This is a genomic window from Paenisporosarcina sp., assembly GCF_049671445.1.
Classification (GTDB): Bacteria; Bacillota; Bacilli; order Bacillales_A; family Planococcaceae; genus Paenisporosarcina.
In genome coordinates, this window is sequence record NZ_JBATUX010000083.1 from 41,629 (window position 1) to 55,138 (window position 13,510).

17 protein-coding genes and 2 other annotated features are annotated in these 13,510 nt (G+C 40.5%); all 17 genes read right to left on the reverse strand.

All coding sequences use genetic code 11. The features are described from left to right. Positions 1 to 174: 174 nt before the first annotated feature. Positions 175 to 780, reverse strand: coding sequence for a class I SAM-dependent methyltransferase (locus WBG45_RS10825; RefSeq protein WP_024536495.1), 606 nt, complete (start codon positions 778 to 780; stop codon positions 175 to 177). 84 nt (positions 781 to 864) lie between these two features. Then, positions 865 to 1,227 carry a 50S ribosomal protein L7/L12 gene (gene rplL, locus WBG45_RS10830; protein ID WP_024536494.1) on the reverse strand — a complete coding sequence of 121 codons (363 nt, stop codon included), beginning with the start codon at positions 1,225 to 1,227 and terminating at the stop codon, positions 865 to 867. A gap of 75 nt (positions 1,228 to 1,302) precedes the next feature. Beyond that, entirely contained in the window at positions 1,303 to 1,803 is a 501-nt protein-coding gene (gene rplJ / locus WBG45_RS10835) for a 50S ribosomal protein L10 (RefSeq protein ID WP_024536493.1), read from the reverse strand. A 32-nt stretch (positions 1,804 to 1,835) separates the two neighbouring features. Next, positions 1,836 to 1,975, reverse strand: a sequence feature (ribosomal protein L10 leader region). A gap of 41 nt (positions 1,976 to 2,016) precedes the next feature. Next, a complete protein-coding gene (gene rplA / locus WBG45_RS10840) occupies positions 2,017 to 2,718 on the reverse strand; it encodes a 50S ribosomal protein L1 (protein ID WP_424414474.1) in 702 nt (233 codons plus the stop codon). A 116-nt stretch (positions 2,719 to 2,834) separates the two neighbouring features. After that, a complete protein-coding gene (rplK, locus tag WBG45_RS10845; protein ID WP_424414476.1) occupies positions 2,835 to 3,260 on the reverse strand; it encodes a 50S ribosomal protein L11 in 426 nt (141 codons plus the stop codon). Positions 3,261 to 3,436: 176 nt separating this feature from the next. Further along, positions 3,437 to 3,970: a transcription termination/antitermination protein NusG gene (gene nusG / locus WBG45_RS10850; protein ID WP_424414478.1), complete on the reverse strand. Its 534-nt coding sequence runs from the start codon at positions 3,968 to 3,970 to the stop codon at positions 3,437 to 3,439. 104 nt (positions 3,971 to 4,074) lie between these two features. Next, positions 4,075 to 4,260 carry a preprotein translocase subunit SecE gene (gene secE / locus WBG45_RS10855; protein ID WP_024536489.1) on the reverse strand — a complete coding sequence of 62 codons (186 nt, stop codon included), beginning with the start codon at positions 4,258 to 4,260 and terminating at the stop codon, positions 4,075 to 4,077. A gap of 173 nt (positions 4,261 to 4,433) precedes the next feature. After that, positions 4,434 to 5,084, reverse strand: coding sequence for an RNA polymerase sporulation sigma factor SigH (sigH, locus tag WBG45_RS10860; RefSeq protein WP_424414480.1), 651 nt, complete (start codon positions 5,082 to 5,084; stop codon positions 4,434 to 4,436). Positions 5,085 to 5,154: 70 nt separating this feature from the next. Beyond that, on the reverse strand, positions 5,155 to 5,664 hold the full coding sequence (locus WBG45_RS10865) for an NYN domain-containing protein (protein WP_424414498.1): 510 nt from the start codon (positions 5,662 to 5,664) through the stop codon (positions 5,155 to 5,157). Position 5,665: 1 nt separating this feature from the next. Next, the gene (rlmB, locus tag WBG45_RS10870) at positions 5,666 to 6,424 is read right to left on the reverse strand and encodes a 23S rRNA (guanosine(2251)-2'-O)-methyltransferase RlmB (protein ID WP_424414482.1); all 759 of its coding nucleotides are present in this window, start codon (positions 6,422 to 6,424) and stop codon (positions 5,666 to 5,668) included. After that, the gene (locus tag WBG45_RS10875) at positions 6,421 to 6,852 is read right to left on the reverse strand and encodes a Mini-ribonuclease 3 (RefSeq protein WP_424414484.1); all 432 of its coding nucleotides are present in this window, start codon (positions 6,850 to 6,852) and stop codon (positions 6,421 to 6,423) included. The genes rlmB and WBG45_RS10875 overlap by 4 nt, the downstream gene beginning before the upstream one ends. After that, positions 6,849 to 8,249: a cysteine--tRNA ligase gene (gene cysS / locus WBG45_RS10880; RefSeq protein WP_424414486.1), complete on the reverse strand. Its 1,401-nt coding sequence runs from the start codon at positions 8,247 to 8,249 to the stop codon at positions 6,849 to 6,851. Before cysS ends, WBG45_RS10875 begins: the two co-directional genes overlap by 4 nt. Continuing rightward, positions 8,246 to 8,908 (reverse strand): serine O-acetyltransferase, encoded by a 663-nt coding sequence (cysE, locus tag WBG45_RS10885; protein ID WP_424414488.1) that lies wholly within the window; start codon positions 8,906 to 8,908, stop codon positions 8,246 to 8,248. The genes cysS and cysE overlap by 4 nt, the downstream gene beginning before the upstream one ends. 442 nt (positions 8,909 to 9,350) lie before the next feature. Next, positions 9,351 to 9,574 (reverse strand) — a binding site (T-box leader). Between the two features lie 58 nt (positions 9,575 to 9,632). Continuing rightward, positions 9,633 to 11,096 carry a glutamate--tRNA ligase gene (gene gltX, locus WBG45_RS10890; RefSeq protein ID WP_424414490.1) on the reverse strand — a complete coding sequence of 488 codons (1,464 nt, stop codon included), beginning with the start codon at positions 11,094 to 11,096 and terminating at the stop codon, positions 9,633 to 9,635. Positions 11,097 to 11,152: 56 nt separating this feature from the next. Further along, on the reverse strand, positions 11,153 to 11,629 hold the full coding sequence (gene ispF, locus WBG45_RS10895) for a 2-C-methyl-D-erythritol 2,4-cyclodiphosphate synthase (RefSeq protein WP_424414492.1): 477 nt from the start codon (positions 11,627 to 11,629) through the stop codon (positions 11,153 to 11,155). Further along, entirely contained in the window at positions 11,630 to 12,325 is a 696-nt protein-coding gene (gene ispD, locus WBG45_RS10900) for a 2-C-methyl-D-erythritol 4-phosphate cytidylyltransferase (protein ID WP_424414493.1), read from the reverse strand. It lies immediately after the preceding gene. 92 nt (positions 12,326 to 12,417) lie between these two features. Next, entirely contained in the window at positions 12,418 to 13,497 is a 1,080-nt protein-coding gene (locus WBG45_RS10905; RefSeq protein ID WP_424414494.1) for a PIN/TRAM domain-containing protein, read from the reverse strand. Positions 13,498 to 13,510: the final 13 nt, after the last annotated feature.

Sequence of the window (13,510 nt, forward strand, 5' to 3'; positions counted from 1 at the left end):
GTCGAAAAGACAAAAAGAAAACGAGTTCTATAAGAGCTCATTTTCGGTTAAACAGATTTATTCATGGTAAGTATACCCACTTACAAAATAGCTTTATACAAAAGGGCATACGACCGCAAAATAATATTTTTGCATTTTATTATAATATCATAGCGATTTTGTCAAGTCAAATAATCATTTGACTTTCTGAGCCTTAATGATCCAGTAACCTCTTACTTTATCGACTACTTCAACTTGACCGAAAATTTCTTCTAATCGATCGAAAGTCGATGGAGCTCCTTGTTTCTTCTGAATGACGACCCACAATTCTCCACCCACACATAATTTCGTATAGGCATCTACATAAAAACGAAAGATCGTTTCTTTTCCAGCACGAATCGGCGGGTTTGTTAAAATTGCAGCAAAATCACTTTCTGTAACTTCGGCTAATCCATCACTTTCATAGATTCGCACATTTTGAACCCCGTTACCTTCCGCATTTTTGCGTGAAAGCTCCACTGCACGTTCATTAATGTCCACCATGTGAATTGTACGATTTGTTTCGGTTTTGGCAATGGATAATCCAATAGGTCCATAACCACAACCCACATCTAATACTGGGCCTTCAGTTACTGGCATTATAAACGCATCAATTAAAACACGGGAGCCAAAATCTACTTCGCTTTTACTAAAAACCCCTGTATCGGTTTCAAATTGAAACAATTCATCACGTAGCGTAACACTCCATGATTTAGGCTTGCTTTTCGTTTGAGGTTTTTTCGAATAATAATGTTCAGCCATTCCGGGCACCCTCTAACCTGTTTATTAAAATGAAGAAAAAGCCCGCCGATAACTGACGAGCTTTCCAATAACTATTAATAGAAATTATTTTACTTCTACTGTAGCGCCAACTTCAGCAAGTTTAGTTTTGATTTCTTCTGCTTCTTCTTTAGTAACAGCTTCTTTAAGAGCTTTAGGAGCGTTGTCTACAACTTCTTTAGCTTCTTTAAGACCTAAACCAGTGATTTCACGAACTGCTTTGATTACTTTGATTTTTTGATCTCCAACAGCAGTTAGGATTACATCAAATTCAGTTTTTTCTTCTTCAGCAGCAGCACCGCCACCAGCAGCCATAGCCATTGGTGCAGCAGCTGTAACGCCGAATTCTTCTTCGATTGCTTTTACTAAGTCGTTTAATTCAAGAACTGTCATACCTTTGATTGCTTCAAGGATTTGAGTGTTGTTCATTGTATGTTCCTCCTAATAGGAATATTTTTTTGTTTGGGTTTTCCCCGATTTTAAACAGCTAAGCCGTGTAACGAATTACGCGCCTTGCTCTTCTTTTTGTTCTGCAACAGCTTTTGTTGCAAGCGCGAAGTTGCGCATTGGAGCTTGTAGAACGCTGAGTAGCATTGACAACAAACCTTCGCGAGAAGGAAGTTCTGCAAGTGCTTTAATGTCATCAGCAGATGCGATAGCACCTTCGATAACACCAGCTTTGATTTCAAGTTTTTCGTTCTTTTTAGCGAAATCGTTGATGATTTTCGCTGGCGCTACTACGTCTTCTGTTGAAAACGCAATTGCGTTTGGACCTGTAAGACTTTCGTTCAAGCCTTCAAGACCTGCTACTTCAACCGCACGGCGAGTCATTGTGTTTTTATACACTTTGAATTCGACACCTGCTTCACGAAGTTGCTTACGAAGTTCAGTAACTTGACCTACAGTCAAACCACGGTAGTCAACTACTACTACAGTAGCTGCTGTTTTGAACTTTTCAGTAATTTCTTCAACTCGAACCTTTTTAGCTTCGATTGCTTTGCTCATCTGGACACCTCCTAATAGAATGAGTCATTTATACCGCCAAAAGAAAAGCCCCTGATCTATAAATAGACAGGGGCTGAAACGTCATCTTTAAAAGAATCTGAATGCATGTCCTCGGTAGGATCATTATGCGACAAGTCGCCCCTACTGTCTACGGTACAAATAATTAATTTACAACAAAAATCAGCTTAACAGATAGACTCTATACTGTCAAGATTATTTGCTAACTTTTACGCTTGTAGCATCCACTTTTACAGATGGACCCATAGTTGTTGTGATGTTAACAGATTTCATGTATGTCCCTTTAGCTGCTGAAGGCTTAGCTTTTTGAACAACATCAAATACTGCTAAGAAGTTTTCAACTAACTTGTCGTCTTCGAAAGAAACTTTACCGATTGGTGCATGAATGATACCAGCTTTGTCAGCACGGTACTCAACTTTACCAGCCTTGATTTCTTCGATCGCTTTAGTTACGTCGAATGTTACAGTTCCCGTTTTAGGGTTTGGCATTAAGCCTTTTGGTCCTAAAACACGACCTAATTTACCAACTTCACCCATCATGTCCGGAGTAGCTACGATTACATCGAAGTCAAACCATCCTTGTTGGATTTTGTTGATGAACTCTGTATCGCCAACATAGTCAGCGCCAGCAGCTTCTGCTTCTTTAATTTTTTCGCCTTTAGCGAAAACTAAAACACGTTGAGTTTTACCAGTTCCGTTTGGAAGCACTACTGCTCCACGGATTTGTTGGTCATTTTTACGTGTGTCGATACCTAATTTGAATGCTACTTCAACAGTTGCGTCAAAGTTAACTGTGCTAGTTTTTTTAGCAAGTTCGATCGCTTCGTTAGCAGCGTATACTTTTGTACGGTCTACTAATTTAGCAGCGTCTTGTAACTTTTTACCTTTTTTAGCCATTTTGACAATTCCTCCTTGATTGTGGTTTTAACGGGTTAAACCTCCCACGAATAAGGGTTGCGTGTCTGAAGACAATCGCAACCCTCCAAAAACTAATGCAACATCAAGTGCAGGGATTAGTCTTCGATGACAATACCCATGCTACGCGCAGTACCTTCAACCATCAACATCGCTGATTCAACTGATGCTGCGTTTAAGTCTGGCATTTTTTGTTCAGCGATTTCGCGAACTTTATCACGCTTCACCGTTGCAACTTTTTTGCGGTTTGGTTCACCAGAACCTGACTGAATTCCAGCCGCCACTTTAAGTAATACTGCTGCAGGTGGAGTTTTTGTAATGAATGTAAATGAACGGTCTTCAAATACAGAAATTTCAACAGGGATAATTAGTCCAGCTTGATCTGCCGTACGTGCGTTGAATTCTTTACAGAATCCCATAATATTAACACCTGCTTGACCCAATGCTGGACCAACCGGCGGTGCTGGGTTTGCTTTACCAGCAGGAATTTGTAATTTTACGACTTTAACAACTTTTTTAGCCACGAGACACACCTCCTTAAGTCCGTGATGTGGTAATAGGGTTGCCCCTCCCACTCAATATCTGTCTGTCAGCTACTAGCTGAGCATAAGCTAAAATTTTTGCAGACTATATCAAAATCAGTCTGACCTTTGAAATAATACCATTTTTCTAAAACTTAAGCAAGTAGGTTTTCAAAAAATTACATTTTGATAACTTGATCGTAGTCAAGTTCCATTTTCGTTTCGCGTCCAAACATGTCGACAGAAACTTTCAACTTGCCTTTCGCGTCATCGATTTCTTCCACTTTACCTTGGAAGTGTGCAAACGGTCCTTCAAGTACTTCAACCATTTCACCAATTGTATATTGCGCTTCAAGTCTGCGCTCCGTCATACCCATTTGTTTCAAGATGAATACAACTTCTTCATCTAATAATGGTGTAGGTTTTGCACCGCCACCTGATGAACCAATAAATCCAGTAACACCAGGAGTATTACGCACAACATACCAAGAGTCATCTGTCATCACAAGCTCCACTAAAACATACCCAGGGAATGTTTTTCGCATAACCGTTCTTTTCTTACCATCTTTAAAATCTGTTTCTTGTTCTTCCGGGATAATAACTCGGAAGATTAAATCTGACATACCCATTGTTTCTACACGCTTTTCAAGATTTGCTTTTACTTTGTTTTCGTATCCAGAATACGTGTGAACCACATACCAATTCTTTTCCATAAGTAGCAGGACTATTCGTCCGTCCCTCCATTTCTTAGACAAATGAAAAAACCCGTTCTCTGTTTATAACGGGCTATTTTCACCAAGTATAATCTGTTATCAATTTACAGTGCAAGGAACCAGCGTACTGCTTCTGAAATTCCTAAGTCAATTACTGCGAAAAATATAGCCATAACAACAACCGTAGAAAGAACGATGATTGTATAACGAGTCAATTCTTTACGTTTTGGCCAGCTTACTTTTCTCATTTCCGAGACGACATTACCAAAAAAACCGCTAATATTAGCCATTCTAATTTAAACCCCCGAATTAAAAATATCTATGTTTATCCATACAGCGTTTGCTTATGAACCAGATGCGCTTTGCATTTTTAACCATTTTATTATCATTTAAAGGCAGCATTTGTCTTTTTAAAGACTATCACCTACTGTTTAGACTGTCAACAACTGCTAAAACGATGACTCTAGTGAACTCCACCTATTTCAATATGACGTTCCAACTTACGCTTCACTCGTTGCAAGGCATTATCTATCGATTTTACGTGGCGATTTAATTCTTCAGATATTTCGTGGTACGACTGCCCATCTAAATATAACGCCAGTACTTGTCGTTCCAATTCACTTAAAATTTCACTCATTTTTTCTTCCATATAATCAAAATCTTCACGATGTATCATTAGTTCTTCTGGATCATCAATGACGGAACCAGAAATTACATCCATCAAAGTCCGATCTGATTCTTCATCAAATATCGGCTTATCTAAGGATACATATGAATTCAATGGAATGTGCTTTTGACGTGTAGCCGTTTTGATAGCGGTGATGATTTGACGCGTGATACAAAGTTCAGCAAATGCACGAAATGATGAAAGCTTATCTCCTCTAAAATCACGAATCGACTTATAAAGTCCAATCATCCCTTCTTGAATGATGTCTTCCTTATCGGCTCCTATTAAGAAATACGATCTTGCTTTCATACGTACGAAAGAGCGGTACTTTGTGATTAAAAAATCTAATGCTTCTGTATCCCCGTTGTGGACCAGTGCCACAAGCTCGTCATCTAGTAAGTCTTCAAATTGGTGAAGCTTCACGTGTACATGGTCACTTTTTATCAACAGTATCACCTCGGCCACTTCGCATAGTTTGACCCTAGTATACAGGATGTGGAAATCGAGCGTCAACGACTCATTTCATCCCTCTGCGCCATTTTTCAAAAATTTCTGCCACTTCAAGTGGCAGCTGAATTTTTGAACCAGGTTTTTGTCCGTGAATCGCCTTGACTTTCTTAGTGATATTTTCTTGCACTAATTCCATCTCAATCTCGAGTTCACGTGCAGATATTCTTAGAGCCCCTTGAGCAAAGACAACCCATTGTTCCGTTAAATCCGAAGTTGCCACATGCACTTGATCACGTCGAGTCATCAATTGAATGGTTAACTTTTCAATGCGTTCATCCGCTGTTTCATTTTCACGGGTGAATATTACTTCTACATCATATTGTTTTTTCTTTTTTTCAATGCCAGGAACGAGATGTGCATCAAAGACTACAATGACTCTCCATCCTGAAAATGCTTTATATTCCGCCATCATTTCAATGAGACGGTCTCTTGCATCAATGAGCTTGTCCGCTTTTAACGCACGCAACTCTTTCCATGCGCCGATCATGTTGTATCCATCGACGAGTAAGATATCCATATCAGTTAACCGGTTGGCGGTTCCGTAACACTTCATACATCAAGATAGCAGCTGCAACAGATGCATTTAATGATGTTACTTGACCAACCATTGGCATGTGGTAAAGGAAGTCGCATTTTTCTTTCAGTAAGCGGCTCATTCCTTTGCCTTCACTACCAATAATAATCGCAAGTGGTAACTTGGCATCCATTCGACGATAGTCAGAAGATCCTTTTGCATCTGTTCCGGCAATCCATAAGCCACGTTTTTTCAAGTCTTCCACGGTTTGTGCTAAATTTCCGACACGAGCTACTGGAATATGCTCAATAGCGCCAGTTGAAGTTTTCGCTACAACTCCTGTTAATCCCACTGCACGACGTCTAGGAATAATAACTCCGTGGACACCGGTAGCATCTGCTGTTCGCAATATTGAACCTAAGTTATGTGGATCTTCTAATTCATCTAATATCAAGAAGAACGGGTCTTCATTGCGTGAAGCTGCAAGTTCGAAGAGCTCGTCGATTTCGGCGTAACGGTATGCAGCAACTGATGCAGCAATACCTTGGTGATTAGCACCGTCCGTTAATTGTTCGACTTTGTTTTTTGGCACAAACTGAACAATTACCCCAGCTTCTTTTGCTAATTCTAATATTTCTGTGATACCTGCTTTTTTAACACCTTCAGCAATCCATACCTTGTTCATTTCGCGTCCCGCTCGAAGGGCTTCTAGTACTGGGTTTTTTCCTGATAGAATTTCATTTTCAATATTTACTTCTGTCATGATGGGGTCTCTCCTTTCGGTTCTTCTATAATAGTTATGGCTTTTTCAATAATCTCTTGCACACGAGCGAAGTTACCAAGCAAATATAAACTGCCAAGAACCGCTTCAAATGCTGTACTGTATTTGTACGTTTGAACGTCTGTATTTTTCGGAATGCTGCCAGACTTGGCATTACGCCCTCTTCTAAGTACAGCTTCCTCTTCTTCTGTCAAAAACTTTTCGGCTAATAATACACGCACGACTAACGATTGTGCTTTGGCCGATACATATTTAGTACCCTCTTTATGCAAAGTGTTTGGTCTGACACGCCCAGAACGAATTAAATGTTCACGGATGGCTTGTTCAAGAACCGCGTCGCCCATATACGCAAGGGCGAGCGAATTTAATTGCAACACATCCATAGATCGCAGTGTATATTCTTTGTTCATCCGCGTTTCCAACGTATGCCTTGTGCCGTGTCTTCTAAAATAATATTCATTTCTTTTAATTGATCCCGAATGGCATCAGCGCGAGCGAAGTCTTTGTCTTTACGCGCTTGAATTCTCGCTTCGATTAAAGCATCGATTTCTTCATCTAGCACTTCACTTTGTACTTCTACTTCAATACCTAAGACGAGCGCAAGTTCTTTTAAGGTATCCATGAATGCAGTAAGGACATGTGCTTCAGTATGTTTTTCAATTAAGTACATATTCGCTAAGCTCGCTAGCTCGAATAATGCAGCAATACCATTGGCTGTATTAAAGTCATCGTCCATCGCCGTTTTGAATTGATTTCGGACTTCTTCAATTTTATTTAACCAAATATCCTTGTAATCACCAAGTTCAGGAGACGCTTCAAGTCTGTGTGCTAAATTCGCATACGATGTACGAATGCGCGCTAAACCGTTTTGTGCATTTTCAACAAGTTCTTGAGAGAAATTGATTGGATGACGGTAATGAACAGACAACATAAAGAAGCGCAATACTTGCGGATCAATTTGTTTACGAATGTCATTTACTAATACAAAGTTCCCGAGAGACTTCGACATTTTCTCGTTATCAATGTTGATATAGCCGTTATGCATCCAGTAACGAGCAAACTGTTTACCTGTGTAAGCTTCAGATTGAGCAATTTCGTTTTCATGATGCGGGAAAGTTAAATCTTGACCGCCAGCATGAATGTCTATGGTATCCCCTAAAATTTCACGCGCCATCACTGAACATTCGATATGCCAACCTGGACGACCTTTACCCCAAGGACTCTCCCAAGAAATCTCACCTGGTTTGGCATCTTTCCATAGAGCGAAGTCGAGTGCATCTTCTTTCTTTTCACCCGTTTCAATTCGTGCACCAATTTTCAAATCATCCACTGATTGATGAGACAATTTACCGTAGCCTTCAAACTTGCGCGTTCTGTAATAGACGTCTCCTTTTGACTCATACGCATAGCCTTTTTCGATAAGTACTTTTATGAAATCAATAATGTCATCCATATGGTCAGTTACACGTGGATGTGCATCCGCTTTTTGGCAACCAAGTGCACTAACGTCTTCAAAGTAAGCCGCAATAAAACGTTCCGTTAATTCCGATACTTCTTCTCCTAATGCATTAGCTGTATTAATGATTTTGTCGTCAACGTCCGTAAAGTTGGAAACGAAATTGACATCATATCCACTGTACGATAAGTATCGACGAACCGTATCATAAACAATCACGGGTCGAGAATTACCAATATGGATGTAGTTGTATACAGTTGGTCCACATACATACATCTTTACCTTGCCCTCTTCTAGTGGCACAAAAGGTTCTTTTTGACGTGTTAAAGTATTGTAAATATGAATGCTCATTTAACGTTTCTCTCCTTTTCAAGTTGTTCACTGACGAGTGCGACTTGTTCTCGCAAGACGGCAATTTTTTCTTCCAACATATTACATTTATCCGCAACTGGATCCGGCATATCTTGGTGGTCCAAGTTTCGTTTCACTTTGATGCCATCTTGCACAACGACCGTCCCCGGAATACCTACTACGGTCGAGTTAGGTGGAACATTTTTCAAGACAACTGAGCCAGCACCGACTTTGCTGTTTTCACCAATTGTAATTGATCCAAGCACTTTCGCACCCGTTGCAACTAACACATTGTCGTGTAAAGTGGGGTGGCGTTTCCCGCGTTGCTTACCAGTACCCCCAAGCGTAACCCCTTGGAAAATTGTTACATCATTGCCGATTTCACAGGTTTCACCAATTACCACACCCATACCATGGTCGATAAAGAAGCGACGACCAATTTTAGCTCCAGGATGGATTTCAATTCCCGTGAAAAAACGACTCACTTGTGACACAGCTCGTGCCAAGAAAAAGAATTTTCGTTTAAATAGTGCATGTGCGATACGGTGTGACCACACGGCATGTAAACCCGCATAGGTCAGCACTACTTCTAGTACGCGTCTGGCTGCGGGATCTTGTTCGAAAACGACTTCAACATCTTCTTTCATTCGACCGAACATCATCAGTCCTCCTTCATTCATGATCTACACTTTGTTTCAATAACTAGTCAACTTGGTTAACCTTTCCCCACAGTATGAGCCTGCAGCGAATAGCGAAATGGCTCCCATTCAGGTTTCACAACATGCTACGAAGCGGATTTAGATTTTTTTTCGCCGCGCTCCTGTTTCAATGAAAAAATGGGTTATCCTGAGTATCAATAACTAGTCAACTTGGTTAATGAGACATTTTTGTAGGTCTTTTTCTGATTGTGAAATATTTAACGCTCATATCGGCGTGTTTATCGCTCAATCTGGTGATTTATCGCTCAAATTTGAGATTTATCGCTCAATTTGACTGGTTTATCGCTCAAACACGTCTCGCCGTCAAGTTAACTTGGCAAGACATCGTGCTGCACGCTTCCGCTATTCTTGCCCAAAATAAAAAGCGCCTCTGTCAGTAACTGACAGAGACGCTGTATTTGCGCGGTTCCACTCTGATTGGAAGGATACGATGCATTCCTTCCCACTTGGCGTCTGTAACGTAGACGATACGGCTCGCTTACTAAAAGTTTCAGCAGAGCGCTCAGAGGTGCATTTCCATAGTGCCTTTGCTCAGACCACTTTCAGCCGGTGGTGGTCCTCTCTAAAGAGCGTGCCTTATGTACTTCTCCTCTTCAAAGCTTTTAACTATTTATATGCTTAAAAGATAGCTTCATTCTCACACCATCGCGTGGGAATGTCAATATTATTGTTTCGCGTACTTCTCTACGCGAGCAATGACTTTTTCTTTGCCGATTAATGAAATCGCATTTGGCAATTCCGGACCATGAGTTTGGCCAGTTGTTACCACTCGAATTGGCATAAACAAGTTTTTACCTTTATGACCTGTTTCTTTTTGCACAGCTTTAATCGCAGCTTTAATTGCGTCTGGTTCAAATGCTTCTAATTGCTCCAACTGTGTTTTGAATGACGCCATAACTTCAGGCACTTGTTCTCCAGCTAAAACTGCCGATGCTTCTTCATCATATGTTAGTTCTTCTTTAAAGAATAGGTCAGTTAGCTCAGTAATTTCCGATCCGAAACTCATTTGCTCGTGGTAAAGCGCGATAACGCCTGTAGCCCATTGCTTTTCTTCTGCAGTTAACGTTTCAGGTAGACGACCTGCTTTTTGTAAATGAGGCAATGCTAAATCCACCACTTCTTCTAGTGACAGTTGTTTCACATATTGGTTATTCGTCCACGTTAATTTTTGTTTATCAAACATAGATGGCGATTTCGATAAACGATTGACGTCATACAAACGAATAAGTTCTTCTTTAGAGAAAATCTCATCTTCCCCTTCAGGAGACCACCCAAGTAGAGCGAAGAAGTTGAACATAGCTTCAGGAATGTAGCCTAAATCTTTGTATTGTGCAACGAATTGAATAATGGATTCATCACGTTTTGAAAGTTTTTTACGGTCTTCGTTAATGATCAATGTCATATGACCATAGTGAGGTGCTTCCCAACCGAACGCTTGGAATACCATGATTTGTTTTGGTGTGTTTGATAAATGTTCTTCTCCACGGAAAACGTGTGAGATTTTCATGAAATGATCATCTAATACAACCGCGTAATTGTACGTTGGAATTCCATTTGCTTTAATAAGAACCCAATCGCCCACGTCTTTTGATTCAAACGTTACCGAACCACGAACTAAGTCTTTAAATGTATACGTCACGTTAGATGGTACGAGCATACGAATAGTATATGGCAATCCTGCCGCTTCTTTCTCAGCTACTTCTTCTTTGCTTAAGTTGCGGCATGTACCAACGTACATTGGTGCAGCAATCCCTTTAGCTTTTTGCATTTCACGTTCCTCATCTAACTTTTCAGTTGAACAGAAACATTTATACGCATGCCCATTTTCAAGCATTTCTTCCGCGTGTTTTTTATAAATATCAAGACGCTCCATTTGACGGTATGGCGCATAAGGTCCACCAATATCAACAGACTCATCATAGTCAATTCCAAGCCATTTCAAATTCTCTAGTTGCGATAGTTCGCCACCTTCAATATTACGTTCAATGTCCGTATCTTCAATACGTACGATGAATTTGCCTCCGTGATGACGTGCAAATAAATAGTTAAATAATGCGGTACGTGCTCCGCCAATATGTAAATTTCCTGTTGGACTTGGTGCGTAGCGTACGCGAACTTCTTGTGTCATATGTGGTTCCTCCTCGAATACGTGCTAAACTTTGTTCAGTTTAACACAGGTCATGCCTATTTTTGAATGAGTAAAATCGTTGCTTGTGCCGCAATGCCTTCTCCACGGCCAGTAAAACCTAGTTTTTCAGTGGTTGTCGCTTTGACATTCACTTGAGAAGGTTCAGCATTGAGTAGTTCTGCGATACGGTCACGCATTTGTGTAATGTACGGTGCCATCTTAGGTGCTTGCGCAATAATCGTACAGTCAACATTGCCGAGTTTGTAGCCTTTCTCTTCAACAATGTTCCAAATGTACGCCAGCAGTTTCGCGGAATCTGCGTCTTTAAATTCAGGATCTGTATCAGGGAAATGACGACCAATATCCCCTTCGCCAATCGCACCTAGTGCGGCATCCGTGACTGTATGTAATAAAACATCGGCATCTGAATGGCCGATTAAACCTTTTTCGTATGGAATCGTTACGCCACCTAGTATAAGTGGTCGATTTACTGCAAATTCATGTACATCAAACCCTTGTCCAACTCGAAACATTTAGTTCTCCTCCTGCAGTCGTTTTTGTAAGATTGCTTCGCCAATAAGTAAATCCTCTTGGGTCGTCATTTTCACATTGTCATACGTACTTTCCACTACATGAACGTCGATATTTAATCGCTCTACCAGCATGGATTCATCGGTGCCAAGAAAACCATCTTGCTCCGCTTGATGCTGTGCTTTTATCAAAATATCAGCATGGAAAGCTTGTGGTGTTTGGATTATCCATAATTGTTCACGGTCTACTGTTTCTTCTATGATGTGATTACGCACTCTTTTCATCGTGTCTTTTGCTTTTACGCCGGCTATTGCTGCACCTGTTTCATATGCTTTTTGCGTCAGCTGCTTAATAACGGACGGTTCAATGAAAGGTCTCGCAGCATCGTGCACGAGAATTAATTCCGCTTCATTACTCGCTTCTTTTACGCATGCATGAACACTATGTTGACGTTCAGCGCCACCTGAAGGCATGCCTTTTACTTTAGTGATGTTATACTGCTCCAACATCTGTTCAATGATGACACGTTCCTCAGGCTTTACTGCTAGCCAGATACCCACACAATCCGGATCTTGTTCAAAAACATCCAATGTATGAATGAGAATCGGTTTCCCCCGTAAGGTAAGGAATAATTTATTATGTCCTGCCTTCATTCGTTTCCCGCTACCTGCCGCAGGTAATACAACGATATACTCCATTACTTGTATTCGCCTCTTTCGTTATGGAAAAGGAGGCCGCCTCAGCTGTCATATTGTTGACAGAAAGAGCAGCCTCTTAACTTAATCTTTACTTATTTTCTTTTTGCAAATATCATTCGCCCTGCCGAAGTTTGCAGAACACTCGTAACAATAACATCAATTGCTTGACCAATATAAGATCGACCATCTTCTACGACAATCATCGTGCCGTCGTCTAAGTAAGCGATTCCTTGATTCTGTTCTTTACCATCTTTTATGACGACGATATGCATTTCTTCTCCTGGAATGACAATTGGCTTAACCGCATTCGCAAGATCGTTAATGTTCAGCACAGGTACTTTATGTAACTCACATACTTTATTTAAGTTAAAGTCATTCGTTACGACCATGCCGTCCATCTTTTTCGCGAGACGCATCAGTTTTGTATCCACTTCTTGAACATCATCAAAATCTTCTTCTGTGATTAATAAAGCTGAAGCTCGCTCTGTTTGAAGTCGTTTCAAAATATCTAAACCACGACGTCCACGCGTACGTTTTAACGTATCGGAAGAATCGGCGATATGCTGAAGTTCTGTTAAGACAAATTGAGGAACGACAAGCACACCTTCCATGAATCCTGTAGTGGAAATGTCAGCAATACGTCCGTCGATAATTACACTCGTATCTAGCAACTTATAAGACGCTTGTTGTAATGCTTGAGGATTGGTTTCATCAAATTTCTTTTTTGGACCAGTAGATCTGCTAGCAGTGAACATTTGCCCAATCTCATCGCGCTTTTTAAAACCAACTTGAAATCCAAGGTAGCCTAGGGTGATGGTTAACAACACTGGTAATACGGCGTTTATTACTGGCAGTTGAATCGAATCAACCGCAAAGTTCAAAAGAAATGCCACACTAAGCCCGATAATGAGACCTAATGTTCCTGATAATAAATCACCGATTGGAGCATTCAGTAATCGTTCTTCCATCCACTTTAAGAACTCGATTAAGTAATCAGTTAACAACAATGCCAAGACATACAAAAGAATGGCACCAATTAGAACAGACACATAGGGAGTGTTCAGCCACGGGTTTCCGGATAAATTAATAAGTTCGTATAATTGCGGTAATAATAGTAACCCGAGCGTTCCACCAATTAAGATAAATGTAATGCGAATAATCCACTTTAACACAAGCCCACCTCCT

What these genes read in the sequence shown, in the direction of transcription:
- WBG45_RS10825 (WP_024536495.1), bottom strand. Translation starts at nt 780, where the DNA reads ATGGCTGAACATTATTATTCGAAAAAACCTCAAACGAAAAGCAAGCCT.
- rplL (WP_024536494.1), bottom strand. Translation starts at nt 1,227, where the DNA reads ATGAACAACACTCAAATCCTTGAAGCAATCAAAGGTATGACAGTTCTT.
- rplJ (WP_024536493.1), bottom strand. Translation starts at nt 1,803, where the DNA reads ATGAGCAAAGCAATCGAAGCTAAAAAGGTTCGAGTTGAAGAAATTACT.
- rplA (WP_424414474.1), bottom strand. Translation starts at nt 2,718, where the DNA reads ATGGCTAAAAAAGGTAAAAAGTTACAAGACGCTGCTAAATTAGTAGAC.
- nusG (WP_424414478.1), bottom strand. Translation starts at nt 3,970, where the DNA reads ATGGAAAAGAATTGGTATGTGGTTCACACGTATTCTGGATACGAAAAC.
- secE (WP_024536489.1), bottom strand. Translation starts at nt 4,260, where the DNA reads ATGGCTAATATTAGCGGTTTTTTTGGTAATGTCGTCTCGGAAATGAGA.
- WBG45_RS10865 (WP_424414498.1), bottom strand. Translation starts at nt 5,664, where the DNA reads ATGGATATCTTACTCGTCGATGGATACAACATGATCGGCGCATGGAAA.
- rlmB (WP_424414482.1), bottom strand. Translation starts at nt 6,424, where the DNA reads ATGACAGAAGTAAATATTGAAAATGAAATTCTATCAGGAAAAAACCCA.
- WBG45_RS10875 (WP_424414484.1), bottom strand. Translation starts at nt 6,852, where the DNA reads ATGAACAAAGAATATACACTGCGATCTATGGATGTGTTGCAATTAAAT.
- cysS (WP_424414486.1), bottom strand. Translation starts at nt 8,249, where the DNA reads ATGAGCATTCATATTTACAATACTTTAACACGTCAAAAAGAACCTTTT.
- cysE (WP_424414488.1), bottom strand. Translation starts at nt 8,908, where the DNA reads ATGTTCGGTCGAATGAAAGAAGATGTTGAAGTCGTTTTCGAACAAGAT.
- gltX (WP_424414490.1), bottom strand. Translation starts at nt 11,096, where the DNA reads ATGACACAAGAAGTTCGCGTACGCTACGCACCAAGTCCAACAGGAAAT.
- ispF (WP_424414492.1), bottom strand. Translation starts at nt 11,629, where the DNA reads ATGTTTCGAGTTGGACAAGGGTTTGATGTACATGAATTTGCAGTAAAT.
- ispD (WP_424414493.1), bottom strand. Translation starts at nt 12,325, where the DNA reads ATGGAGTATATCGTTGTATTACCTGCGGCAGGTAGCGGGAAACGAATG.